Source organism: Pseudomonas sp. R1-1, from assembly GCF_051132135.1.
GTDB lineage: Bacteria > Pseudomonadota > Gammaproteobacteria > Pseudomonadales > Pseudomonadaceae > Aquipseudomonas.
In genome coordinates, this window is record NZ_CP071663.1 from 1731534 (window position 1) to 1756891 (window position 25358).

Sequence of the window (25358 nt, forward strand, 5' to 3'; positions counted from 1 at the left end):
TCGAACGCTGCGTGCGGCAGCGTTCGAAATGCTCAATCCACGTTGTAGTGGACGGATAACGTGCCTTTCTTCTGCGAAAGGGACGTGATCGTGACTGTGCCCAGTTCCTTCAGGCGGCGTACATGGGTGCCGCCGCAGCCATAAGCGGGCAGGTCACCGAAACTGATTTCCCGCGCCCCTTCGCGCAGTGAGGTCAGGCGTGGCAGATCGTCGGCGATCCATTGATCGAGCGCTTGTTGCACGGTGGCTGCGTCAACTTCCTGGGCGGCATCGCCGGGTTTGAATTGCACACGACCTTCATCCGGCCAGTGGTGAGCCTTGATTGGCGTCCAGCCCTGCGCCTGAATGAAATGCCCGATGAGATGGCCAGCCGAATGCATGCGCGTGTTGAAGCGGCGCCGCTGTTCGTCGATGCGGATTACTGTCATACCCAGCGGTACCGGACGGTCGACAAAATGGATGATCCGCTCCGGCTCCTGGACCACCCGCGATACCTGGCTTTCGCCAATCCAGCCGGTATCGCTGGGCTGGCCGCCGCCCTGCGGATGAAACAGAGTTGCGCGCAACACGACAGCAAATTCATTTTCCTGGGGCGTGCAGTCGAGGACTTCCACATTGGCCTTGAGGTCATCACTATGGAAAAAGAGGCGAAGCGTCATATTCCATGCCCTTATTAAAGTTTCTTTTTTTATTATATGAATCGGGTAATAGCGTGATAATCCGTTCAAACATCAAAGGACTTGTGCGCTGTGAGCATAAATTTGCCGCTACCGTTACTCGGAGAAATGGCGATTTTCGTCAGGGTCGTGGAGACCGGCAGCTTCTCTGAAGCCGCTCGACAACTGGGTTCGTCACCCTCAGCGGTGAGTCGCAGCATTTCCCGCCTGGAAAAGGCACTGGCCACGCGCTTGTTGCAGCGCACCACGCGCAAGCTGCGCTTGAGTGATGGCGGTGAAGAGGTCTTCAAGCGCTGTCAGGAGATGGTCAGCGCCGCCCGCTCGGTGATGGAAATCAGCGGCCAGTTCACACATGAGGCCGAAGGGCTGGTGCGCGTGAGTGTGCCGAAAGCCGTGGGGCGCTTCGTGATTCATCCGCACATGCCGGAGTTTTTGCGGCGTTATCCGAAGGTCGATGTCGAACTGCTGCTGGAAGATCGCCAGGTCGATCTGATCGATGATCACGTCGACCTGGCGATCCGAATCACCGATCGGCCGCCGGCGGGGCTGGTCGGGCGACAGTTGCTGACCATCGATCATTTGCTCTGTGCCACGCCGCAGTATTTGGCCGAACATGGCACGCCGACGCATCCACATGATTTGCTCAATCACAGCTGTATTTATCTGGGCGAAACCCCGAGTGATGCCCGCTGGAAATTCAAGAAAGGCAGCAAAGCGGTGACGGTCGGGGTGCGTGGGCGTTATGCCGCCAACCATACGGGGGTGCGGCTGGGGGCGGTGTTGCAGCACATTGGCATTGGCAGTCTGCCGTACTTCACGGCGCGTTATGCGTTGGAGCAGGGGCTGGTGGTGCAGGTGTTGCCGCAGTGGACGTTTTTGGCGTCGTATCACGGTGGGTTGTGGTTGTTGCATTCGCCGACGCGGTATTTGCCGCCCAAGCTGCGGGTGTTTATCGATTATCTGGTGGAGTGTCTGCAGAAAGAGCCGACCTTGGGGCGACCGGGCCGGTCGGGGGGCGGGGGGGATGTGGCGATGGCTTATGAGTTGCCGGAGGGGGAGGGGTTGCTTTGATTCTTCTGTCTGGTTTTGTTTGGTCTTGGCGGCCTTTGGGCCGACCAGGCTTTGGGGTTTTTGGGTGAATATCCGTTTTTTTGGGTGATGCGGCTGGCGGTTTCGCCCTTACGGCGAGTCCCTTTTTCAGACGCCAAAAAGGAACCAAAAGGCTTTGCTCCTGCGTTCGGCCCTCGCAGGCTCGGGTTCCTTCGCTCCGGGATCGATCCGGGCGCAGCGGCTACGGTTTGCTTCGCTGCACCTCCTTCCGCTGTGTCTGGCTGCGCCAGACGGTCGCTGCGCTCCCACGCCCGGATCAATCCCTACGCTCAGCCTTCCGATGTCGCTGATTAGGCAAGATCAAGATCAAGAGCACTCGAGCTGGCGCTCATTGTTGAGTGGTGAGAAGCGGCGCTTGGCTTGGCATTTGCGGTGGGTTTGCCCCTCATCGGAACGCCGCCCGCCCAGCCCTCTCCCGAGGTAGAGGGAGCCGATCTTTGTTGGCTTCGAAGTTCGCGTACGACTCGGTATTTAATGTCGGCGTAACTTTTCAATTCACCACGGTCAGTCCCCTCTCCCTCTGGGAGAGGGCTAGGGTGAGGGGCTTTTGATCTTTTATCGATGAATCCGCATTGGCTGGAAGCCAGCGTTATATTCACCTGTTAAACCACCAAAAAAAATGCCCGCAAGGCATCACCATGCGGGCATTTTCGTCACCAGTGTAATCTCAGTGCTTGCTGTCCTGTGCGGACATCGCCATCAGCTGTTTTTCCTGGTTCCAGTCGAACGGTTCGTCGTTCTGTTCGGCTTCGTAGCGACGCTCTTCCAGTGCCTGGTACATGTCGATTTCTTCGTCGGACAAATAGTGCAGGCAGTCGCCGGCGAAGTACCACAGCAGGTCGCGTGGGATGAGGTGGGCGATTTGCGGGTAGCGGGAGATCACCTGGGTCAGGATGTCCTGGCCAAGGTATTGGCTTTCGATAGGATCGACCGGCAAGGACGTCAGCAGTTCGTCGAAGCGCTCGAGGAACAGCGCATGGCTTTCTTCGGGCACCTGTACGGCCTCACCTACGGCGACCAGGATACTGCGAAGGTGGTCGAGCAATACAAGATGATCGGCAACGACGTTGGACACGAGATAAGTCCTCAAGAGCAAAACGGGCGCGGGAGTATAAAGCCCCCGCGCCCGTTTTTCACAGGTTAAACGCTATACGGCAGCAAGGATCAGCGGACTTTGCCCTCGGCCAGTGCCAGTTCTTCTTTGGCGAAATCATCGACATCAATCACTTTGCGTCGAGCGGCTTCGGCGTCGCGCAGGTTTTGCGCTTCGACCGGTTGCAGCACGCCGGCCTCCAGTGCCGCGTCGATGGCGTGTTCGCCGGCGACCGGTTTGACCTGACCGCTTTTCAGCGAGGTGTGCAGCTTTTTGTGCAGTGGCTGCGCGGCATGCAGCAGGTCGCTGGCGTGTTGCAGCGCGCCGACCGCGTCGTCTGGCGATTGCGGGCGGTAGCAGCCGGCGAGGAGTTGTTCCAGCGCCGGATCGCCCTTGGCGCGACCGATGATGCCCGCCACTTCGGCGCCGAGCTTGTCCGACGGGCCTTTGTGGCGACGACCGAACGGGAAGACGATGACCCGCAACAGACAGCCGAACACCTTGTTGGGGAAGTTGCGCAGTAGTTCATCGAGTGCTCGTTCTGACTGGCCGAGGCTTTCTTCCATGGCCCAGCGCAGCAGTGGTTCCATGTACGCCGGCGAGTCGAGGTCGTGGTAACGCTTGAGCGCGGCTGAGGCCAGGTACAGGTTGCTCAGCACATCGCCAAGGCGTGCCGACAGGCGTTCGCGGCGTTTCAGTTCGCCGCCCAGCAGCATCATGCTGAAGTCCGCGAGCATGGCGAACGCCGCGGCCTGGCGGTTGAGCGCGCGGAAGTAGCCTTGGCTGATCTTGTCGCCCGGTGCGTGTTCAAAGTGACCGAAGCCCAAGTTGAGCACCAGGGTACTGGCGGCATTGCTGACGGCGAAACCGATGTGTTTGAGCAGCAGGCCGTCGAACTCTTTCAGCGCCTGGTCCTTGTCTTCGCGGCCGGCCAGGGCCATTTCCTTGAGCACGAACGGATGGCAGCGGATCGCGCCCTGACCGAAGATCATCAGATTGCGCGAGAGGATGTTCGCGCCTTCGACGGTAATGAAGATCGGCGCGCCGTTCCAGCTGCGCCCCAGGTAGTTGTTCGGGCCCATGATGATCGCCTTGCCGCCATGCACATCCATGGCGTGGCTGATGCACTCGCGTCCGCGTTCGGTGAGGTGATACTTGAGGATGGCCGACAGCACCGACGGTTTCTCGCCCAGATCCACCGCATTGGCGGTGAGCATGCGCGCGGCATCCATCATCCAGGCGTTGCCGCCGATGCGAGCCATAGCCTCCTGAATACCTTCGAAGGCTGACAACGGTACGTTGAACTGTTCACGAATCTGCGCGTATTGCCCGGTGACCAGGCTGGTGAACTTGGCTGCACCGGTGCCGACCGCGGGCAGCGAGATCGAACGACCGACCGACAGGCAGTTCATCAGCATCATCCAGCCCTTGCCGAGCATTTCCTGACCGCCAATCAGGTAGTCCAGCGGGATGAAAACGTCTTTGCCGGAGTTCGGTCCGTTCATGAATGCCGCGCCCAGCGGCAGGTGACGGCGACCGATTTCCACGCCGGGGGTGTCGGTCGGGATCAGCGCCAGGCTGATGCCGAGGTCTTCCTTTTCGCCGAGCAGATGCTCGGGGTCATAAGCCTTGAAGGCCAGGCCGAGAAGAGTCGCGACCGGGCCCAGGGTGATGTAGCGCTTTTCCCAGTTCAGGCGCAGGCCGATGACTTCCTCGCCGTGCCACTGGCCTTTACAGATGATGCCAGTGTCAGGCATGGCACCGGCATCGGAGCCAGCAAGCGGGCCGGTGAGGGCGAAGCACGGGATGTCATCGCCACGGGCCAGTCGTGGCAGATAGTGATTGCGTTGTTCGTCAGTGCCGTAATGCAGCAGCAGTTCGGCCGGGCCGAGGGAGTTGGGCACCATTACCGTGGAGGCGAGGTCGCCGCTGCGGGTGGCCAGTTTCATCGCCACTTGCGAGTGAGCGTACGCAGAGAAACCTTTGCCGCCGAATTCCTTGGGAATGATCAGGGCAAAAAAGCCGTGTTCCTTGATGTGGGCCCAGGCTTCAGGCGGCAGGTCCATCGACTGGCCGATCTGCCAGTCGCTGACCATCGCACAGAGTTCTTCGGTCGGGCCGTCGATGAACGCTTGCTCTTCTTCGCTCAATTGCGCCTTGGGGTAGGCCAGCAGTTTTTCCCAGTCCGGACGCCCGCTGAACAGTTCGCCATCCCACCACACAGTGCCGGCGTCGATGGCATCGCGCTCGGTCTGCGACATTGGCGGCAGGGTTTTCTGGAACCAGTTGAACAATGGCGCGGTGAAATGCCGGCGGCGCAGGTCAGGCAGCAGCAAGGGTGCGGCGATCAGCGCCAGCACGACCCAGAACAAGGCCAGTAACCAGCCCGGCGCGTGACTGAAAATGCCCATCGCCACCAGGTAGACGGCAACGATGCCCAAGGCAGGCAGAGGGGCGATGCGCCGGTGAGCGAGATACGCCACACCGACGATCAAAACCAGTATCCACAACAACAGCATATTCAGTCCTCCGTGAACCAAGGCAAATCGACCCTCCAGAGCTTAGACGGCATCTGTAAAAGCGGGTGATCAGACCAAGGTGATTGAAATCGTGGGAAACCCCGGATGGTTTTCGTAGGTTCGGTGGGCAACACGTGTGGGAAATCGTTCGCCGATCCCGCGGCTTTGCTTGCAGGTTTGGCCGAAACGTCGTTATCTCTGTGCTCAGGCTGTCGCTAGACTCGTGACTCATCCAGGAGATTGCCGTCATGCACGAGTATCTGAGCCCCGGCCGCTTCATCGATAGTGACCACCCGGCAGTGGTGGAGTTCGCCGAGCGGCATCGCGGCGCCAGCCATGATCCGCGCGAGCAGGCAATCAGTCTCTATTACGCCGTGCGCGAAGCGGTGCGCTACAACCCTTACACGTTCAGCCGCGACCCGCAGACCTTGCGCGGCAGCCATGCATTGGCAACCGGCGAAAGCTATTGCGTGCCCAAAGCCACGCTGCTGGCGGGCTGCGCGAGACACTGCGGGATCCCCGCGCGCATCGGTCTGGCCGATGTGCGCAATCATCTGTCGACGCCGCGCCTGCTTGAGTTGCTGCGAAGCGACCGATTCGCCATGCACGGCTACACCGAGTTCTTTATTGATGGCCGCTGGGTCAAGGCCACGCCGGCGTTCAATCAGCAACTGTGTGAACTGTTCAACGTCGCGCCATTGGAATTCGATGGCATCAACGACAGCGTTTTTCACCCGTTCAACCGGGACGGCGCGCTGCTGATGGAGTACCTGGTCGATCACGGCCAGTTCAGCGATGTGCCGGAAGCGTTCTTCTTCGAGCATTTGCAAAAATGCTATCCGCACCTGTTTACCGATCAGCAACCGGCGTTGCTGGGTGACATGCTCAGTGATGTGAGCGCTCGCTGATCCGGCGTATGCTGGCCGTCCACGCATTTGCAAAGAGGCGGTCATGCTGAAGATCTGGGGACGGAAAAACTCATCGAATGTCAGGAAGGCATTGTGGGCGGCCGAGGAGCTGGGCCTGGCTTACCAGGCGATCGATGCCGGTGGCGCGTTCGGTGTGGTCGACACGCCTGAGTACCGCGCGATGAATCCGAATGGTCGGGTTCCTGTGATCGAAGACGACGGGCTGGTGCTCTGGGAATCCAACGCCATCGTCCGCTACCTGCTGGCCAGGCACGCGCCCGACAGCGCTTGGTATCCGGCGGATCCGCGCGCGCGCGCCACCGCTGACAAATGGATGGACTGGACCAGCTCGAGTTTTGCCGGGCCGTTTCGCACAGTGTTCTGGGGCGTCTTGCGCACGCCCGCCGAGAAGCAGGACTGGGCGGCGATCAATGCCGCGATCAAAGAGTGCGACGAGTTGCTAAACATGGCTGACCATGCCCTGATCAGCCAGCCTTACCTTTCCGGCAATGAAATCGGCATGGGCGATATCCCGCTCGGCAGCTTCATTTATGCCTGGTTCGAAATGCCCATCGAGCGCGCACCACATCCCCATCTGCAAGCCTGGTACGAGCGCCTGAAGCAGCGTCCGGCCTATCAGAAAGCGGTCATGACCGCGTTGACTTGATAATTACTATCGACACACTTGACTGTACTTGTGCGGCGGCGGCAAGCACCATTGCGAACTTGCGCCGCGGTTGTTTCCCTCGCCGCTCGCCCTTATTTATTCTTTTCTTCCCTTCATGGTGCGTAAATCCGATATGAGTTCCGCTCTGTCCATCCGGCAGCTAACCAAAACCTACGGCAACGGGTTCCAGGCCTTGAGTGGTATCGATCTGGACGTCGCCGAAGGTGACTTCTTCGCCTTGCTCGGCCCCAACGGCGCGGGCAAATCCACCACGATTGGCATTCTCTCGACCCTGGTCAACAAGACCAGCGGCACGGTGAACATCTTTGGCCATGACCTGGACAAGAACCCGGCCGCGCTCAAGCGCTCGATCGGTGTGGTGCCTCAGGAATTCAATTTCAACCAGTTCGAAAAGACGTTCGATATCGTCGTGACCCAGGCCGGTTATTACGGCATCCCGGCGAAAATCGCCAAGGAACGCGCCGAGCAGTACCTGACGCAACTGGGCCTGTGGGACAAGCGCGATGTGCCGTCGCGTTCGCTGTCCGGCGGTATGAAGCGGCGCTTGATGATCGCTCGCGCACTGGTACACGAGCCGCGCCTGCTGATCCTCGACGAGCCGACTGCCGGTGTCGACATCGAGTTGCGCCGGTCGATGTGGACCTTCCTCACCGAACTGAATCAGAAAGGCATCACCATCATCCTCACCACGCATTATCTGGAGGAGGCTGAGCAGTTGTGCCGCAACATCGGCATCATCGATCACGGCACGATTGTCGAGAACACCAGCATGCGCCAACTGCTCGGTCAGCTGCATGTGGAAACCTTCCTGCTCGATCTCAAGGGCGATCTGGCGGCCGCGCCGCAACTGGTTGGTTACCCGTCGCGACTGATCGATGCGCACACGCTGGAAGTGCAGGTCGACAAATCGATGGGCATTACTGCGCTGTTCGGCCAATTGGCTTTGCAGAACATCGAAGTGCTGAGCCTGCGTAACAAAACCAATCGCCTCGAGGAGCTGTTCGTGTCGCTGGTAGAAAAAAATCTGTCGAAGGTGGCGGTATGAGTTCTGAGTTCGGTCCCAACCTCGTCGCCCTGCAGACCATCGTTTACCGCGAGGTCAAACGCTTCATGCGGATCTGGCCGCAGACGCTGCTGCCGCCGGCGATCACCATGGTTCTGTACTTTGTGATCTTCGGTAACCTGATCGGCCGACAGATCGGTGACATGGGTGGCTTCACGTACATGGAGTACATCGTGCCCGGGCTGATCATGATGTCGGTGATCACCAACTCCTACGGCAACGTGGTTTCGAGTTTCTTCGGCAGCAAGTTCCAGCGTTCCATCGAAGAACTGATGGTCTCGCCGGTGTCACCGCACACCATTCTGATCGGCTTCACCATTGGTGGTGTATTGCGTGGTCTGGCGGTGGGTTTGATCGTGACGATTCTGTCGCTGTTCTTTACCGATCTGCAGGTGCATCACTTGGGTGTGACCATTTTGGTGGTGGTGCTGACGGCGACGATATTCTCGCTTTTGGGCTTCATCAATGCGGTGTTTGCGCGCAATTTTGATGATATTTCGATTATTCCGACGTTCGTGTTAACGCCGCTGACTTATCTGGGCGGGGTGTTTTATTCGATCACGCTGTTGCCGCCGTTCTGGCAAACGGTGTCGCTGGCCAATCCGGTTTTGCACATGGTTAACGCCTTCCGCTACGGTATTTTGGGGGTGTCGGATATCCGGATCGGGATTGCGATCACGTTTATGCTGGTGGCGACGGTGGTGCTGTATCTGGGTTGTGCGCGGTTGCTGGTGAGTGGGCGGGGGATGCGTACCTGATCTGAGATTGGCTCCCACAGGGTTTCGGTGTCGCTCACAATTCCTGAGTACATCCGCTGTTAATGTGGGAGCTTGCCTGCAAGCGATGGCTTTCTTTCAGGCGGTGAGTTTCTGATAGTTGGATGCATATCCGTTGCTGCGGTAACGGCTGCTTATGGTTTCGCCTGACGGCGACTTACTTTTTTACAAGCGCCAAAAAAAGTAAGCAAAAAACGCTTGCTCCTACGTTCGGCCCTCGCAGGCTCGGGTCCCTTCGCTCCGGGACCGATCCGGGCGCAGCGGCTACGGTTTGCTGCGCTGCACCTCCTTCCGCTGTGTCTGGCTTCGCCAGACGGTCGCTACGCTCCCACGCCCGGATCAATCCCTCCACTCAGCCTTCCGACGTCGCCGGTGACGCAAGATCAAGAGCACTCGAGCTGGCGCTCATTGTTGAGTGGTTAGAAGCGCCGCATGGCTTGGGATTTTCGGTGGATTTGCCCCTCATCGGAACGCCGCCCGCCCAGCCCTCTCCCGAAGGAGAGGGGGCCGATCTTTGGGCTTTTCAGAATTTGTGTTCGACTCGGTATCGCGGACGGCGTAGCACTCGCATCCACCACGGTCAGTCCCCTCTCCCTCTGGGAGTGGGCTAGGGTGAGGGGCTTTTGATTTTCAGACTGAGTCAGGCGTTTGCCTGTACCACTGCCATCACCAGCAGCCTGGCTCCGACAGGCTGACCACATCCCAACTGAAACAATGCAATCAAAATGTGGGAGCTTGCCTGCAAACGATAGCACCACCCCAAACACTGCAATAAAAAACGGCCTCCCACTGCGGAGGCCGTTTTGCATTCATCGCTGCCGGCTTTTCTTGCGCCGTGCCCATTGCCGGGCTACCCACCAACGCCAGTACATCATCACAACGCAGTAGGCGAGGGCGCCGAGCACCAGTCCGACCACGACTGATCCGAGCAGAAACGGTTGCCACAAGGTCGACAGTTCGCCGCTGATCCATTCCCAGGACAGCTCGTCGGGCAGATGCCGTGCGGGTACGTCCATCAACCATGCGCCGGCCTGATAGGTGCAGAAGAACACCGCGGGCATGGTGATCGGGTTGGTCAGCCAGACCAGGCTGACGGCTATCGGCATGTTGCCGCGTACGCTGATTGCCAGGGCGGCGGCCACCAGCATTTGCGCCGGAATCGGCAGGAATGCGGCGAACAGGCCAACCGCCATCGCTCGGGCCACCGAGTGGCGGTTGAGGTGCCAGAGGTTCGGGTCATGCAGCAACTTGCCGAGAAAGCGTAAGGATTTGTGTTCCCTGATGCTCGTCGGGTCGGGCATGTAACGTTTGAATAAGCGCCGGGGCATAAGGCTTCTCGGTCGGTTAAGGCGGCAAGTATGTCTGGATTCTACGAACCGCCCATTCAGACTTTGTGACAATTATTGACGGCGCGGGTGCCCGACACCGGCTATGCCTAGGTGTGGGACTCTCAAGGACGGGCTTATGCGCACAGGGATGATGGCGCTGGCAGTCGGTTTGCTGGCCCCGGTTTTTATGCCGGCATTACCGCCGGTCTGGTTAATGCTGTTGATGCCGGTGGCGGCGTTGATGCTGTTGCCGTTTCGCAGTTATCCGTTGGCGTTCGTGCTGTTCGGCTTCGCCTGGTCCAGCGTCGCGGCGCAGTGGGCTCTGGATGATCGCTTGGCGCTGAAGCTTGATGGTGAAACCCGCTGGCTTGAAGGCCGCGTCGTCGGGCTGCCGCAAAACAGCGAGGGCGTGGTGCGCTTCGAGTTGGTTGATGCGCGGTCGCGGCACGAAAAACTGCCGGCGCGGATGCGTCTGGCCTGGTACGCCGGGCCAGCGGTCAGCAGCGGCGAACGTTGGCGTCTGGCGGTGAAGCTCAAGCGCCCCGGTGGCTTGCGCAATCCCGATGCCTTCGATTTCGAGGCGTGGCTGCTGGCGCAACGCATCGGCGCGACTGGCACGATCAAGGATGGCCAACGCCTGAGCGAGGCGCGCTGGGCCTGGCGTGACAGCATTCGGCAGCGCTTGCTGGGGGTGGATGCGCAAGGCCGCAACGGTGCGCTGGCCGCGCTGGTGCTGGGCGATGGTTCCGGGCTGAGTCGCGAGGACTGGCAGATCCTCCAGGACACCGGCACCGTGCACTTGCTGGTGATTTCCGGCCAGCACATCGGTCTGCTGGCGGCGGTGATGTACCTGCTCGTCGCCGGGCTGGCGCGGTATGGGCTGTGGCCGCTGCACTGGCCGTGGCTGCCGTGGGCCTGTGGCCTGGCCTTTGCGGCGGCGCTGGGTTATGGCCTGCTCGCCGGGTTCGATGTGCCGGTGCAGCGGGCCTGCGTGATGGTCGGGCTGGTGCTGTTATGGCGTCTGCGTTTTCGCCATCTCGGGGCGTGGTGGCCGCTGTTGCTGGCGTTAAATGGGGTGTTGCTGCTCGACCCGCTGGCGAGTTTGCGTCCGGGGTTCTGGCTGTCGTTCACAGCCGTGGCCGTGTTGATTTTTACCTTCGGCGGTCGTCTCGGTGCCTGGCGCTGGTGGCAGACCTGGACGCGCGCGCAATGGTTGATCGCGATCGGCCTGTGCCCGGCGCTGCTGGCGCTGAATCTGCCGATCAGCGTGAGCGGGCCGTTGGCCAATCTGCTCGCTGTGCCCTGGGTCAGTCTGGTGGTGCTGCCGCCAGCGTTGCTCGGGACGTTATTGTTGCCGGTGCCGGTGCCGTATGTCGGCGAAGGCTTGCTGTGGCTGGCGGGTGGCTTGATCGATTGGCTGTTTCGCGGGCTCGCGGTGATTGCCGGGCAATGGCCGGCGTGGATTCCCGCCTCGCTACCCGTCGGGGTCTGGCTACTCGGAAGCCTCGGCGCGGTGCTGCTGTTGTTGCCGCGCGGGGTGCCGCTGCGTCCGCTGGGCTGGCCGCTGCTGTTATTGCTGGCGCTGCCGCCGCGCGAGCGACTGACGGAAGGCATCGCCGATGTCTGGCAGCTGGACGTGGGTCAAGGTCTGGCGATCCTGATCCGCACGCGGCATCACACGCTGCTGTACGACGCCGGACCGCGATTTGGTGAGTTCGATATCGGCGAACGAGTGGTAGTGCCCGCGTTGCGCAAGCTGCGCGTGGAAAAACTCGACATCATGTTGCTGAGCCACGCCGACGCCGATCACGCCGGGGGTGCGCTGGCAGTCTCCCGTGGTTTGCCGATCGATCGCGTGATCAGTGGTGACCCCGAGGGATTACCGCAACAGTTGAACGCCGCGGCCTGTGAATCCGGTCAGCAATGGCAGTGGGACGGGGTCATTTTTCAGCTCTGGCAATGGACGGACGCCCGCGACAGCAATCAGCGCTCCTGCGTGTTGCAGATCGAGGCCAACGGCGAGCGTCTGTTGTTGACCGGTGATATCGACAGCCACGCCGAACGGGTCTTGCTCGACGGGCCGCTGGCGGTGCCGACGCCATGGCTGCAAGCGCCGCATCACGGCAGCCGCAGCTCATCGTCGATGGCGCTGCTCAAGGCACTGCAACCGCACTCGGTACTGATCTCTCGCGGCCACGGCAATTCTTTCGGTCATCCGCATCCGACGGTACTGGCGCGTTACCGCAAACAGCGCCTGCGTATCTACGACAGCGCCGAACACGGCGCCATTCATTTGCAACTGGGTACCTTCCAGCCCGCGCAAACCCTGCGTCACCAGCGACGCTTCTGGCGGGATCCGCCGGCACTGTCCCGCTGATCGGCGCGTGGGCGGCTGTGGCATTACGGTCGTCGGGGCGGCGGGTCTTAATCGGCAATCGGTATGGTAAAGTGGCGCACTTTTTCGAGGGGACTGTCACTGTGTGGGAATTGGTCAAATCCGGCGGCTGGATGATGTTGCCGATCATTCTGAGTTCCATCGCGGCCATGGCGATTGTCGCTGAACGCCTGTGGACCCTGCGCGCCAGCCGCGTTACCCCCGAGCATCTGCTGGGCCAGGTCTGGGTCTGGATCAAGGACAAACAGCTGAACAAGGAAAAACTCAAGGAGTTGCGCGCCAACTCGCCGCTGGGTGAAATCCTTGCTGCTGGCCTGGCCAATTCCAAGCATGGTCGCGAGATCATGAAAGAGTGCATCGAAGAGGCTGCCGCCCGTGTCATTCATGAGCTGGAGCGCTACATCAATGCGCTCGGGACCATCGCTGCGATGGCACCGCTGCTCGGGCTGCTCGGTACCGTGCTGGGCATGATCGACATTTTCAGCGCGTTCACCGGTACCGGCATGACCACCAATGCCTCGGTCCTCGCCGGCGGTATTTCCAAAGCGCTGATCACCACGGCGGCGGGCCTGATGGTCGGTATTCCGGCGGTGTTCTTCCACCGTTTCCTGCAACGCCGCATCGATGAACTGGTGGTTGGCATGGAGCAGGAAGCAATCAAACTGGTGGAAGTGGTGCAGGGTGACCGTGACGTCGACCTGGCCGAGGGCAAAGCGTGAAATTCCGTCGCAAGCCCCGGGAAACCGTGGACATCAACCTTGCGTCGCTGATCGACGTGGTGTTCATCCTGTTGCTGTTTTTTGTGGTGACCACCACGTTCACCCGCGAAACCCAACTGCGCGTTGACCTGCCGGAAGCGGTCAGCGGTTCGCCGGCCGAGGACCAGCAGGTCAAGCAACTGGATATCGCGATCAGCGCCGAGGGTGTCTTTTCGGTGAACAACAAGGTCCTGCCGAAAAACGATCTGGCGACCCTGATGGACGCTATGCAGAAAGAAGCCAACGGCGACACCAGCATGCCGTTGTCGATCAGTGCTGACGGCAAGGCCCAGCACCAATCCGTGATCACCGCCATGGACGCGGCCGGCAAGCTCGGTTTCAGCCATCTGCGCATGACCACGGTCGAGGCGGCGCCCAAATCCTAATGAGCCTGTCCGATCGCTTGCTCGCTGCGTGGTATGCGGGGCATCCGGCCCTGACGCTGTTGCGGCCGCTGGAAATGCTCTACCGCCGGGTGGTGGTCAACAAGCGTCAGCGTTTTCTTGACGGTGAGGGCGAGATCTACCAGCCGCCGGTGCCGTTGATCGTGGTCGGTAACATCACTGTGGGCGGTACCGGCAAGACGCCGATGATCCTCTGGCTCATCGAACACTGTCGCCAGCGTGGTTTGCGCGTCGGCGTGGTCAGCCGCGGTTACGGGGCCAAACCGGCGCAATTGCCGTGGCGCGTCGAGGCCGATCAAACGGCCGATATTGCCGGTGATGAACCGCTGCTGATCGTCCAGCGCACCGGCGTGCCGCTGATGATCGATCCCGATCGCAGCGCCGCCGTCAAAGCCTTGCTCGCCAGCGAACCGCTGGACCTGATCCTCTCTGACGACGGCATGCAGCATTACCGCTTGGGCCGCGATCTGGAACTGGTGCTGATCGACGCCGCACGCGGCCTCGGCAATCAACGCTGCCTGCCGGCGGGCCCCCTGCGCGAGCCGGTCGAGCGCCTGCAAAGCGTCGACGGCGTGCTGTTCAACGGCGCCAGCGAAGATCGTGAAGACGGTTTTGCCTTTCGCCTGCAACCCACAGCACTGGTCAATCTGCGCAGCGGCGAGCGCCAGCCGCTCGACTATTTTGCGCCCGGTCAGGCGCTGCATGCGGTGGCGGGGATCGGCAATCCGCAGCGTTTCTTCAATACGCTCGAAGCGCTAGACTGGCGCGCGATCCCCCATGCATTTGCCGACCACGCCGAGTACAGCGTGCAGGCCTTGAATTTCACCCCGTCATTGCCGTTGGTGATGACCGAAAAGGACGCGGTGAAGTGCCGCGCCTTTGCTGCTGCCGATTGGTGGTACCTGGCGGTCGATGCGCTGCCGTCGCCGGCCTTCGTGGCCTGGTTCGACACGCAACTGATGCGCCTGTTGCCCGATCGGCTATTGCCTTGACTGTTTATTTATCTGGGAATGCTCATGGACACCAAATTGCTCGACATCCTCGCCTGCCCTGTGTGCAAAGGTCCGCTCAAGCTCAGCGCTGACAAGACCGAATTGATCAGCAAGGGCGCTGGCCTCGCATACCCGATCCGCGACGGCATCCCGGTGATGCTCGAGAGCGAAGCCCGCACCCTGACCACCGACGAGCGTCTGGATAAATGAGCACTGCCTTCACCGTTGTGATTCCCTCGCGCTATGCCTCGACGCGTCTGCCGGGTAAACCGCTGCTGGATATTGCCGGCAAGCCGATGATCCAGCACGTCTGGGAGCAGGCGAGCAAAAGCAGCGCGACCCGGGTGGTGGTGGCGACTGACGATGCGCGCATCGTCGAGGCCTGCAAAGGCTTTGGCGCCGAAGTGGTGCTGACCCGTGAGGATCACAATTCCGGCACTGATCGTCTGGCCGAAGTCGCCGCAAAGCTGGGCCTCGAGCCCGATGCGATCGTGGTCAATGTGCAGGGCGACGAGCCGCTGATTCCGCCCAGCGTGATCGATCAGGTCGCGGCCAACCTTGCCGCCCACACCGAAGCACGCATGGCCACTCTGGCCGAGCCGATCGAAGACGTGGAAACCCTGTTCAACCCGAACGTGGTCAAGGTCGCCAGCGACATCAACGGCCTGGCGCTGACCTTCAGTCGCGCTACCTTGCCGTGGGCCCGCGATGCGTTCGCCAAAAGCCGCGAGCAACTGCCTGAAGGCGTGCCGTACCGTCGCCACATCGGCATCTACGCCTACCGCGCCGGGTTCCTCCAGGACTTCGTCAACTGGGGCCCGTGCTGGCTGGAAAACACCGAATCCCTCGAGCAACTGCGCGCCCTGTGGCATGGCGTGCGCATTCACGTCGCCGACGCGCTGATTGCGCCGCCGACCGGTGTCGACACCGTCGAAGACCTTGAACGCGTTCGTCGCCTGCTGGGGGCCTGATGCGCGTTCTGTTCGTGTGCCTGGGCAACATTTGTCGTTCGCCCACCGCTGAAGGAGTCTTGCGTCACAAACTGCGTGCAGCGGGGCTGGCGGATCAGGTCGAAGTGGCCTCCGCCGGCACCGGTGACTGGCACGTTGGCAACCCGCCGGACAAGCGCAGCCAGGCCGCGGCGAAAGTGCGCGGCTACGACTTGTCGCTGCAACGCGCGCAGCAGGTCAGCCGTGCCGACTTCGCCAGTTACGACCTGATTCTGGCCATGGACAACAGCAACCTGCGCAACCTCAAGGCGTTGCAGCCGGCCACCGGCAAGGCCGAACTGGATCTGTTCCTGCGCCGCTATGCCGGGCTGGTCGACGAAGTGCCCGATCCGTATTACGACGGCGATCAGGGCTTTGAGCAGGTGCTGGATCTGATCGAAGCAGCCTGTGACCAACTGTTGATCGAAGTGAAGGGGCGCTTATGAGTTTGCCGGTGCAAGCGCAGGTTTCCCTGAAACCGTTCAACAGTTTTGGCGTCGACGTGCGCGCGCAACTGTTCGCCGAAGCCCACAGCGACGACGATGTCCGTGAGGCGCTGGCCTATGCCACGGCGCACGCTGTGCCGTTGCTGGTGATCGGCGGAGGCAGCAACTTGCTGCTGACCGCGGATATTGCGGCGCTGGTCCTGCGCATGGCAACGCGTGGAATCCGCGTGCTCAGCGATGACGGCAGCCGCGTGGTCATCGAGGCTGAGGCCGGCGAACCATGGCATCCCTTTGTACTGCATACGCTGGCGCTGGGTTTTTCCGGTCTGGAAAACCTCAGCCTGATTCCCGGCACGGTCGGCGCGGCGCCGATGCAAAACATCGGTGCCTACGGCGTTGAAATCAAGGACGTGTTCGCCGGCCTCACTGCGCTGGATCGGCAGACCGGCGAGCTACGCGATTTCAGCCTCGAAGAATGCAATTTCGCTTACCGCGACAGCCTGTTCAAGCAGCAGCCGGGACGCTGGCTGATTCTGCGTGTGCGCTTCAAGCTTGAGCGCGGCGCGCAGCTGCACCTGGAATACGGCCCGGTGCGCCAGCGCCTGACCGAACAGGGCATCGAGCAGCCAACGCCGAGCGATGTCAGCCGCGCGATCTGCAGCATCCGCAGCGAAAAGCTGCCTGATCCTGCGGTGCTCGGCAATGCTGGCAGCTTCTTCAAGAATCCGCTGGTGTCCGCTGCGCAAGTCGCGCAGATCAAGCAGCAACATCCGGACGTCGTGGCGTATGCACAGGCAGACGGGCAGATGAAGCTGGCCGCTGGCTGGCTGATCGAACGCGCCGGTTGGAAAGGCTTTCGCGACGGGGATGCCGGCGTGCACACCTTGCAGGCGCTGGTGCTGGTCAACCATGGCTCGGCCACCGGCCAGCAGCTATACGCGCTGGCGCAACGCATTCAGAAAGACATTGCCGAGCGGTTCAATGTCGAGCTGGAAATGGAGCCCAATCGGTATTGAGGCTACGCTTGTCGAAGTACCTTCCGAAGCCCTGCACCGGTTAAAAAGTGCAGGGCTTTTTTGTTAATGCTGGGTTAACTTAGTCAGCTAACGATACCAACCATTTGCTCCACCAAAGGCCCGGTGCAGACGTTCTGCTCAGCACAAGAGAGCCTGATTAGCCTGAGTCGATCTGCGCGAACCCACCGCTGATTTTCCGGCGGCAGATTGCTCGACCCGATAACCACGAAAATATGCGGGCGTGCCCATGATTACCCTGAAACTCAACGGTCAAGACCATTCCCTCGATGTCACCGAAGACATGCCGCTGCTCTGGGCGATTCGCGATGTCGCCGGTTACAACGGCACCAAGTTCGGCTGCGGCATGGGCCTGTGCGGCGCGTGCACCATTCATATCGACGGCGCCCCCGCGCGCAGTTGCATTACCCCGATCGGCTCGGTGATCGGGCAGAACGTCACCACCATCGATAACCTGCACGCCGACCCGATCGGCAAAGTCGTCCAGCAAGCCTGGCTCGACAGCGCGGTGGCGCAATGTGGTTACTGCCAGGGCGGGCAGATCATGTCGGCGACCGCATTGCTCAAGACCAACCCGAACCCGAGCGATGCGCAAATCGAGGAAGCCATGGTTGGCAATATTTGCCGCTGCGGCACGTACAACCGGATCAAGACTGCGATCCGCCAGGCCTCCACTCACCTGAAGGAGGCCAAGGCATGAGCCGCCTGCCGAACGATTTCGCCCTGAGCAATCTCAGCCGCCGCGGTTTCCTCAAAGGCGTCGGCGCCACTGGTGCGCTGGTGTTGGCCGCGAGTTGGGGCTGGCAGGACGCGCTGGCTGAAGACAAGCCCAAGCAGTTTGGCGCCGACGGCATGCCCAACGGCTGGATCGACGATCCGAAAGTCTATGTGAGCATTGCCGCCGACGGCACCGTCACCGTGGTCTGCAATCGTTCGGAAATGGGCCAGGGCGTGCGCACCAGTCTGACGATGGTCGTCGCCGATGAACTGGAAGCCGACTGGGCGCGGGTCAAGGTGCAGCAGGCGCCGGGGGACGAAGTGCGCTTCGGCAACCAGGACACCGACGGCTCACGCAGCATGCGCCACTGGTACGAGCCGATGCGTCGTTGTGGCGCGGCCGCGCGAACCATGCTCGAGCAGGCTGCGGCGGCGCAGTGGAAAGTGCCGGTCGGTGAATGCCACGCGCAGTTGCACAAGGTCATCCATAAACCGTCCGGCCGTGAGCTAGGCTATGGAGAACTGGCCGCGGCGGCCAGTGCCTTGGCCGTACCGGCGCGTGACAGTCTGCGTCTCAAGCAGCCGGCGGAATTTCGCTACATCGGCAAGGAAGGCAATAAAGCCATCGACGGTGACGACATCGTCAACGGGCGTGCGGTCTACGGTGCCGACGTGCATTTTGACGGCATGCTCTACGCCACCATTGCGCGCCCGGCGGTGTACGGCGGCAAGGTCAAGTCGCTGGATGACAGCGCCGCGCTGAAGGTGCCGGGCGTACTCAAAGTGGTCCGGATCGAACCTCGTCCGTTGCCATCGGAATTTCAGCCATTGGGTGGCGTGGCAGTCGTTGCCAGCAATACCTGGGCGGCGATCAAGGGTCGCGAAGCGCTGAAGATCGAGTGGGACGACGGCCCGAACGCCAGTTATGACTCGATCGCCTATCGCAAGGAACTGGAAACGGCGTCGCTGAAGCCCGGCAAAGTGGTGCGCAACACCGGCGATATCGACAAGGCGTTGAGCGGCGCGGCCAGCACCCTGGAAGCGTCTTATTACCTGCCGCATCTGGCGCAGGCACCGATGGAACCGATGGTCGCCATTGCGCGTTTCGACAAAGGTGTCTGCGAAGCCTGGGCGCCGAGTCAGGCACCGCAAGTGACCCGCGAGCGCATCGCTGAACGTCTTGGCGTGCCATTCGACAACGTCACCTTCAATGTCACCTTGCTCGGCGGCGGTTTCGGTCGCAAGTCGAAGCCGGACTTCGTCGTTGAAGCGGCAATCCTCGCCAAGGAGTTTCCGGGCAAGGCTGTGCGTGTGCAGTGGACGCGCGAAGACGACATCCATAACTCGTATTTCCATACCGTGTCGGCCGAGTACCTCAAGGCCGCCGTCGGCAAGGACGGCATGCCCTCTGGCTGGTTGCACCGCACCGTGGCGCCGAGCATCACCGCATTGTTCGCGCCGGACATGAACCATGAAGCGGCGTTCGAACTGGGCATGGGCTTCACCAACATGGCCTACGCGATTCCCAACGTGCGTCTGGAAAACCCGGAAGCCAAGGTGCACACGCGGGTGGGCTGGTATCGCTCGGTGTCGAACATTCCCCATGGTTTCGCGATCCAGAGTTTCGTCGACGAACTGGCGCACAAGGCCGGCGAAGATCCGCTGAAGTATCAGATCAAACTGCTCGGCGCCGATCGCCAGATCGACCCGCGCACCTTGAGTGAAGAGTGGAACTACGGCGAGTCACCCGAGCGCTATCCGATCGACACCGGACGCATGCGCATCGTGCTGGAAACCGCAGCCAAGGCAGCCGGTTGGGGACGCGAATTGCCCAAGGGCCGCGGTCTCGGCCTGGCGGTGCACTACAGCTTCGTCACTTACGTGGCGGCGGTGATTGAACTCGAGGTCAAGGACGACGGCACGCTGATCGTGCACAAGGCCGACATTGCCGTGGATTGCGGACCGCAGATCAACCCCGAGCGCATCCGCTCGCAGTTCGAAGGCGCCTGTGTAATGGGCCTGGGCAACGCGGTGCTGGGTGAAATCAGCTTCAAGGACGGCAAGGTCCAGCAGGACAACTTCCATATGTATGAAGTGGCGCGCATGTCGCTGGCGCCGAGAGAAGTCGCCGTGCATCTGGTCACGCCGCCGGGCGATGTGCCATTGGGTGGCGTCGGCGAGCCGGGCGTGCCGCCGATTGCGCCAGCGTTGTGCAACGCGATTTTCGCTGCCACCGGCAAACGCATCCGCAATCTGCCGGTGCGTTATCAGTTGCAGGACTGGCAGAAGGCGCAAGCGTAATGGACAGCGTCGATCTGAATGTCCTGCGCAGCGTCCTTGAATGGCGCCGCGCCGGGCAGCGGGTAGTGTTGTTCAGCGTGGTGCAGACCTGGGGCACCGCGCCGCGGTCGCCCGGTGCCATGCTCGCCTTGCGTGAGGATGGCGTGGTGATCGGTTCGGTGTCGGGCGGTTGCGTCGAGGACGACCTGATTGCCCGCCTGCACGACGGCCGCATCGCCAGCGATGGCCCGCCGGTGCAGTTGATCACCTACGGCGTGACCCGTGAGGAGGCGGCGCGTTTCGGTTTGCCCTGTGGCGGCACCCTGCGCCTGACCGAGGAGCGCGTTGGCGACCCGGCGTGGGTCGAAGAACTGCTCGCCCGTTGCGAAGATCACCAGATCGTCGCCCGCGAACTGAATATCGAAACCGGCGAAGTGACGCTTGCGCCGGCCAGTAAAAGCGATTCGCTGGTGTTCGATGGCAAGACCTTGCGCGCCATTTATGGCCCGCGCTGGCGCCTGCTGCTGATCGGCGCCGGGCAGTTGTCGCGTTACGTCGCGGACATGGCGCGGCTGCTGGATTTCGAAGTGCTGATCTGCGACCCGCGCACCGAGTTCGTCTATGGCTGGGAAGAGCAGCACGGACGGTTTGTGCCGGGCATGCCGGATGACGCGGTATTGAGCATTCAAACCGATGAGCGCACCGCGATTGTTGCGTTGACCCACGATCCGCGTCTGGATGACATGGCGCTGCTGACGGCGCTGGATTCGCCGGCGTTTTACGTCGGCGCGCTGGGCTCGCGGGTCAACAGTCAGAAACGCCGCGAGAATCTGGCTCAGCTAGGCTTGGCGCAAGCGGCCATTGATCGTTTGCACGGGCCGATCGGTCTGCACATCGGCAGTCACTCGCCGGCCGAGATTGCGTTGTCGCTGCTGGCGGAGATCGTCGCGATCAAGAATGGCGTGGAGTTGAAACAGAAGAAACCGCTGGAGGGTGCATGAGCCGATCCATCGCAGTGATTGTGTTGGCCGCAGGCGAGGGCAGCCGCTTTCGCCAGGTGGCGGGTGCTGACAAGGATAAATTGCTGGCTGACTGCGCCGGACGCGATGGCGCGGTGCGCTCGGTGATCGAGCAGGTACTGGTGAACTTGCCGGCCGAACTCGATAAGCGTGTATTGGTTACGACCGAGGCGCGGCCGCAGGCGATGCGCATGGCCCAGGCTTACGGCTGTGACGTTGTATCGATCGAGTCGACGGGGATGGGCGACAGCATTGCCGCAGGTGTCGCTGCGTGTGCCGATGCGGATGGCTGGTTGATCGTGCTCGGGGATATGCCGTTTATCCTGCCGTCGAGTATCGAGCGAGTGGTGGCGGCGATGGTTGATGACGCGGTGAGCGTGCCGGTGCTGGGTGGCGAGTTTGGCCATCCGGTGGGGTTTGGGCGCGCTTTGGGTCCGGCGCTGTCCGGTTTGTCCGGTGATCGGGGCGCAAGGCCGCTCTTCGAGCAGGGCAGGGTGGTGGAAGTAGCGGTGGATGATCCTGGCGTGGTTTGGGATGTCGACGTGCCTGAGGCGTTGGTCTTCACACATTCCTGATTCATGCATGGATCCCTTGTAGGAGTGAGCCTGCTCGCGATAGCGGTGGTTCAGCTAAATGTTTGTTGACTGACACTCCGCTATCGCGAGCAGGCTCACTCCTACAAGGGACGGTGTTCAGGCATAAATTGAAGGCATAAAAAAGCCCCGCCAGGCTTACACCAGGCGGGGCTTTTTAACGGCTTGGGGAATTACACGAGAGGTTTAGGCTCGTGCTCTTTTTCCTCGGCCTCTTCGCGTTGCTCGACCGCGTCCTGAACGGAGCGTGGTGCCTCGGCGATTACCGCTTCAACCGATGCTTCTTCAGCAACCGGGGCAGGGGCTGCCTCGATCACTTCAGCAGCAGCGGCAGGCTCGGCAGCGACTGGCGCAGCAGCGGCGGCCAGTTCGGCTTCCTTCTGCAGACGCTCGGCTTCACGCTTGCGGCGACGCACTTCACGCGGATCGTTCGGTGCACGGCCGTTTGGCGTCAGGGCGCTGACCGGAGCCGGTGCTTCAACCACCGGGGCTGGCGCTTCGACTACAGCAGGAGCTTCGACAACCGGCGCTTCAACCTCTGGGGCTGGTGCCGGTTCAGCAGCAGCGACCACTGGTTCGGAAACCATCGCCTCTGCAACTTCTGCTTCAGCGACTGGCGCTGGCGCTTCGGTCTTCGCAGGCTCGGCAGTCCAGTTGAAGGCAGTCTGCTCTTCGCGAACTTCACGCACGCTTTCGGTTACGGTTTCAGCGACGGTTTCAGTTGCTGGTTCACTGATTGCAGTTGGCGCTTCAACAACGGCTTCTGGTTCAGCGGGCGCTTCAACTTGAGGCTGAGCTTCGCGGACCGGCGCCACTTCGATTTCCGGAGCAGCAGTCACTTCCACCGGTGTGTTGGCTTCGACAACCGGCGCTTCGACTGGAGCAGTTTCCAGTGTGGCAGCGGTGGCGCGTTCGGCTTGCTCGTGCGCCTGTGCTTCGGCCGGAGCGCTGATCGCGCTGCTGGCAACGGCGGCGGTCACAGCCAGGCCAGCGGCCAGATCGGCAGTGCTTGGCTCGTCAGCGTTCTCGTTGGATTCGGACTCTTCCGAACCTTCAATCACGTTGCCGTTGGCATCACGCTGACGCTCACGACGGTTGCTGCGACGACGCTGACCGCGCGAGCGACGACGTGGACGATCACCTTCGGCGCCATCCTGACCGTCTTCCGGCAGTTGCTCTTCGTTGCTGATCACTTCTTCTTCGGCGACGGCAGCAGCGGCCTGTTCGGCGCGCGGCTGACGCTCTTCACGCGGCGGACGCGGGGCGCGTTCTTCACGTGGCTGGCGGGCCGGACGCTCTTCAGCGGTGACGGCGGCGGCAGCGGCTACCGCTGGAGCGGCGTCCAGTGGCTCACGCAGTTCACGTACGCGTTCTTCACGCTCGCCGCGAGGCTTGCGGTCTTCACGCGGCGCACGCGGCGCACGTTCTTCACGCGGTGCACGTGGCGCGCGTTCTTCACGGGCGGCCGGCGCTTCGCTGCGGGCTTCGCGAGGCTCGCGTACTTCACGGGCTTCACGTGGCTGACGCTCTTCACGCGGCTCGCGTGGGGCGCGTTCTTCACGCGGAGCACGTTCTTCGCGCGGCTTGCGTTCTTCATCGCGGCGACCGTTACGGTTGCGGCTCTGCTGACGACCGTTGCGACGCTCTTCGTTGCGCGCCGGACGTTCGGCAGCCGGTTTTTCCACGGCGACCGGAGCGGCAGGCTCTTCCTTGGTGGCGAACAGGCTGACCAGCGATTTCACCAGACCCTTGAACAGGCTTGGCTCTGGCGCGGCAACCGGGGCCGGAGCAGGAGCCGCAGCGGCGACTTCGGTCGGCACCGGCGCATTGGCGCGGGCCGGGGCAGTCTTGACCGCGGCTTCCTGGCGAACCAGGGTGCGGGTCGCAGCGGCTGGCTGGACTTCTTCGACTTCGGCAGCGGCGGCAGCGATTTCGTAGCTGGACTGGTTGGTCGCGGCTTCCGGGCTGTCGTCACGCAGACGCTGGACTTCGAAGTGCGGCGTTTCCAGGTGATCGTTCGGCAGAATGACGATACGGGCACGGGTGCGCAGTTCGATCTTGGTGATCGAGTTGCGTTTTTCGTTGAGCAGGAACGCAGCGACCGGGATCGGCACCTGGGCGCGAACTTCGGCGGTGCGGTCTTTCAGGGCTTCTTCTTCGATCAGGCGCAGGATCGCCAGCGACAGCGATTCAACGTCACGGATGATGCCGGTGCCGTTGCAACGCGGGCAGACGATGCCGCTGCTTTCGCCCAGCGATGGACGCAGGCGCTGACGGGACATTTCCAGCAGACCGAAGCGCGAGATGCGGCCGATCTGCACGCGGGCACGGTCGGCTTCCAGGCATTCGCGGACTTTCTCTTCCACGGCGCGCTGGTTCTTGGCCGGGGTCATGTCGATGAAGTCGATGACGATCAGGCCGCCGATGTCGCGCAGGCGCAACTGACGGGCGATTTCTTCGGCGGCTTCAAGGTTGGTCTGCAGCGCGGTTTCTTCGATGTCGCTGCCTTTGGTGGCGCGTGCCGAGTTGATGTCGATGGACACCAGGGCTTCGGTCGGATCGATGACGATGGAGCCGCCGGAAGGCAGTTCGACGACGCGCTGGAAGGCGGTCTCGATCTGGCTTTCGATCTGGAAACGGTTGAACAGCGGCACGCTGTCTTCGTACAGCTTGATCTTGCTGGCGTATTGCGGCATCACCTGGCGGATGAAGGTCAGGGCTTCGTCCTGGGCTTCAACGCTGTCGATCAGCACTTCGCCGATGTCCTGGCGCAGGTAGTCGCGGATGGCGCGGATGATCACGTTGCTTTCCTGATAGATCAGGAACGGCGCGGAACGATCCAGCGAGGCTTCTTTGATGGCAGTCCACAGTTGCAGCAGGTAATCGAGGTCCCACTGCATTTCTTCGCTGCTGCGGCCAAGGCCAGCAGTGCGCACGATCAGACCCATGTCGGCCGGAGCAACCAGGCCGTTCAGCGCTTCACGCAGTTCGTTGCGCTCTTCGCCTTCGATGCGACGGGAGATACCACCGGCGCGCGGGTTGTTCGGCATCAGTACGAGGTAACGACCGGCCAGGCTGATGAAGGTGGTCAGGGCTGCGCCCTTGTTGCCACGTTCTTCTTTTTCGACCTGAACGATGACTTCCTGGCCTTCGCTCAGGACGTCCTTGATGTTGACGCGGCCTTCGGGGGCTTTCTTGAAGTATTCGCGGGAGATTTCTTTGAGGGGCAGGAAGCCGTGGCGCTCGGAGCCGAAATCGACAAAGGCAGCCTCAAGGCTCGGTTCGATGCGAGTGATGCGGCCTTTATAGATATTGGCCTTCTTCTGCTCGCGTGCACCGGATTCGATGTCCAGGTCGTAGAGGCGCTGGCCATCTACCAGTGCAACACGCAACTCTTCGGGTTGAGTTGCGTTAATCAGCATTCTTTTCATGTAGTACCGTCGGTTTCCGGGCTGCCGGAAACGGCGTTCGGCACACACGACTTCTCACGGTCGGTGTCAGGTGCGTCGGGAGTGGTTGGCCATTCCCGTGTCCAGCGATGTCAGGCCAATTGGGCCGATACCGCGACG

Annotated in this window: 22 protein-coding genes; 17 read left to right on the forward strand and 5 right to left on the reverse strand. The window is 61.6% G+C overall.

What is annotated here, in order from left to right:
- Positions 1 to 32: 32 nt before the first annotated feature.
- Positions 33 to 659 (reverse strand): alanyl-tRNA editing protein, encoded by a 627-nt coding sequence (locus J3P75_RS07955; RefSeq protein WP_434709855.1) that lies wholly within the window; start codon positions 657 to 659, stop codon positions 33 to 35.
- Positions 660 to 749: 90 nt separating this feature from the next.
- On the opposite strand from J3P75_RS07955, the gene J3P75_RS07960 reads away from it, so the two are divergent.
- Positions 750 to 1748: a LysR family transcriptional regulator gene (locus J3P75_RS07960; protein ID WP_434709856.1), complete on the forward strand. Its 999-nt coding sequence runs from the start codon at positions 750 to 752 to the stop codon at positions 1746 to 1748.
- Between the two features lie 706 nt (positions 1749 to 2454).
- Here the strand turns inward: J3P75_RS07960 and J3P75_RS07965 are convergent.
- The gene (locus J3P75_RS07965) at positions 2455 to 2862 is read right to left on the reverse strand and encodes a PA2817 family protein (RefSeq protein ID WP_434709857.1); all 408 of its coding nucleotides are present in this window, start codon (positions 2860 to 2862) and stop codon (positions 2455 to 2457) included.
- Positions 2863 to 2951: 89 nt separating this feature from the next.
- Positions 2952 to 5399, reverse strand: a complete 2448-nt coding sequence (locus tag J3P75_RS07970; protein ID WP_434709858.1) for an acyl-CoA dehydrogenase — start codon at positions 5397 to 5399, stop codon at positions 2952 to 2954.
- A gap of 248 nt (positions 5400 to 5647) precedes the next feature.
- Here J3P75_RS07970 and J3P75_RS07975 point away from each other — a divergent pair, with 248 nt between their 5' ends.
- From J3P75_RS07975 to J3P75_RS07990, 4 genes are all read left to right on the forward strand, one after another.
- Entirely contained in the window at positions 5648 to 6307 is a 660-nt protein-coding gene (locus J3P75_RS07975; RefSeq protein ID WP_434709859.1) for a transglutaminase-like domain-containing protein, read from the forward strand.
- Between the two features lie 43 nt (positions 6308 to 6350).
- Positions 6351 to 6974 (forward strand): glutathione S-transferase family protein, encoded by a 624-nt coding sequence (locus tag J3P75_RS07980; RefSeq protein WP_434709860.1) that lies wholly within the window; start codon positions 6351 to 6353, stop codon positions 6972 to 6974.
- Between the two features lie 133 nt (positions 6975 to 7107).
- Positions 7108 to 8040 (forward strand): ABC transporter ATP-binding protein, encoded by a 933-nt coding sequence (locus J3P75_RS07985; RefSeq protein ID WP_203419030.1) that lies wholly within the window; start codon positions 7108 to 7110, stop codon positions 8038 to 8040.
- Positions 8037 to 8816 (forward strand): ABC transporter permease, encoded by a 780-nt coding sequence (locus J3P75_RS07990; protein ID WP_039760202.1) that lies wholly within the window; start codon positions 8037 to 8039, stop codon positions 8814 to 8816. Before J3P75_RS07985 ends, J3P75_RS07990 begins: the two co-directional genes overlap by 4 nt.
- Before the next feature lie 827 nt (positions 8817 to 9643).
- Here J3P75_RS07990 and J3P75_RS07995 read toward each other — a convergent pair.
- A complete protein-coding gene (locus tag J3P75_RS07995; RefSeq protein ID WP_203419028.1) occupies positions 9644 to 10162 on the reverse strand; it encodes a DUF2062 domain-containing protein in 519 nt (172 codons plus the stop codon).
- A gap of 136 nt (positions 10163 to 10298) precedes the next feature.
- Here J3P75_RS07995 and J3P75_RS08000 point away from each other — a divergent pair, with 136 nt between their 5' ends.
- The 12 genes from J3P75_RS08000 (at position 10299) to J3P75_RS08055 (ending at position 21771) form a co-directional block, all read left to right on the forward strand.
- The gene (locus tag J3P75_RS08000) at positions 10299 to 12539 is read left to right on the forward strand and encodes a DNA internalization-related competence protein ComEC/Rec2 (protein WP_434709861.1); all 2241 of its coding nucleotides are present in this window, start codon (positions 10299 to 10301) and stop codon (positions 12537 to 12539) included.
- 101 nt (positions 12540 to 12640) lie between these two features.
- Complete coding sequence (locus J3P75_RS08005) at positions 12641 to 13276, forward strand: MotA/TolQ/ExbB proton channel family protein (RefSeq protein ID WP_167359904.1); 636 nt, start codon at positions 12641 to 12643, stop codon at positions 13274 to 13276.
- Positions 13273 to 13701, forward strand: coding sequence for an ExbD/TolR family protein (locus J3P75_RS08010; RefSeq protein ID WP_090285229.1), 429 nt, complete (start codon positions 13273 to 13275; stop codon positions 13699 to 13701). Before J3P75_RS08005 ends, J3P75_RS08010 begins: the two co-directional genes overlap by 4 nt.
- Positions 13701 to 14711, forward strand: a complete 1011-nt coding sequence (gene lpxK / locus J3P75_RS08015) for a tetraacyldisaccharide 4'-kinase (protein WP_434709862.1) — start codon at positions 13701 to 13703, stop codon at positions 14709 to 14711. The genes J3P75_RS08010 and lpxK overlap by 1 nt, the downstream gene beginning before the upstream one ends.
- A 24-nt stretch (positions 14712 to 14735) precedes the next feature.
- The gene (locus tag J3P75_RS08020) at positions 14736 to 14921 is read left to right on the forward strand and encodes a Trm112 family protein (RefSeq protein WP_003179363.1); all 186 of its coding nucleotides are present in this window, start codon (positions 14736 to 14738) and stop codon (positions 14919 to 14921) included.
- Entirely contained in the window at positions 14918 to 15682 is a 765-nt protein-coding gene (kdsB, locus tag J3P75_RS08025; RefSeq protein ID WP_208940192.1) for a 3-deoxy-manno-octulosonate cytidylyltransferase, read from the forward strand. Before J3P75_RS08020 ends, kdsB begins: the two co-directional genes overlap by 4 nt.
- Positions 15682 to 16146, forward strand: coding sequence for a low molecular weight protein-tyrosine-phosphatase (locus tag J3P75_RS08030; RefSeq protein WP_093099392.1), 465 nt, complete (start codon positions 15682 to 15684; stop codon positions 16144 to 16146). The genes kdsB and J3P75_RS08030 overlap by 1 nt, the downstream gene beginning before the upstream one ends.
- On the forward strand, positions 16143 to 17162 hold the full coding sequence (gene murB / locus J3P75_RS08035) for a UDP-N-acetylmuramate dehydrogenase (RefSeq protein WP_434709863.1): 1020 nt from the start codon (positions 16143 to 16145) through the stop codon (positions 17160 to 17162). The genes J3P75_RS08030 and murB overlap by 4 nt, the downstream gene beginning before the upstream one ends.
- 247 nt (positions 17163 to 17409) lie before the next feature.
- Entirely contained in the window at positions 17410 to 17880 is a 471-nt protein-coding gene (locus tag J3P75_RS08040) for a (2Fe-2S)-binding protein (protein WP_208940195.1), read from the forward strand.
- Positions 17877 to 20198, forward strand: coding sequence for a molybdopterin cofactor-binding domain-containing protein (locus J3P75_RS08045; protein ID WP_434709864.1), 2322 nt, complete (start codon positions 17877 to 17879; stop codon positions 20196 to 20198). The genes J3P75_RS08040 and J3P75_RS08045 overlap by 4 nt, the downstream gene beginning before the upstream one ends.
- Positions 20198 to 21178 carry an XdhC family protein gene (locus J3P75_RS08050; protein WP_434709865.1) on the forward strand — a complete coding sequence of 327 codons (981 nt, stop codon included), beginning with the start codon at positions 20198 to 20200 and terminating at the stop codon, positions 21176 to 21178. The genes J3P75_RS08045 and J3P75_RS08050 overlap by 1 nt, the downstream gene beginning before the upstream one ends.
- Positions 21175 to 21771: a nucleotidyltransferase family protein gene (locus tag J3P75_RS08055; RefSeq protein WP_434709866.1), complete on the forward strand. Its 597-nt coding sequence runs from the start codon at positions 21175 to 21177 to the stop codon at positions 21769 to 21771. Before J3P75_RS08050 ends, J3P75_RS08055 begins: the two co-directional genes overlap by 4 nt.
- Positions 21772 to 21962: 191 nt before the next feature.
- Here the strand turns inward: J3P75_RS08055 and rne are convergent, their stop codons facing one another.
- Positions 21963 to 25220 (reverse strand): ribonuclease E, encoded by a 3258-nt coding sequence (gene rne, locus J3P75_RS08060; RefSeq protein WP_434709867.1) that lies wholly within the window; start codon positions 25218 to 25220, stop codon positions 21963 to 21965.
- Positions 25221 to 25358: the final 138 nt, after the last annotated feature.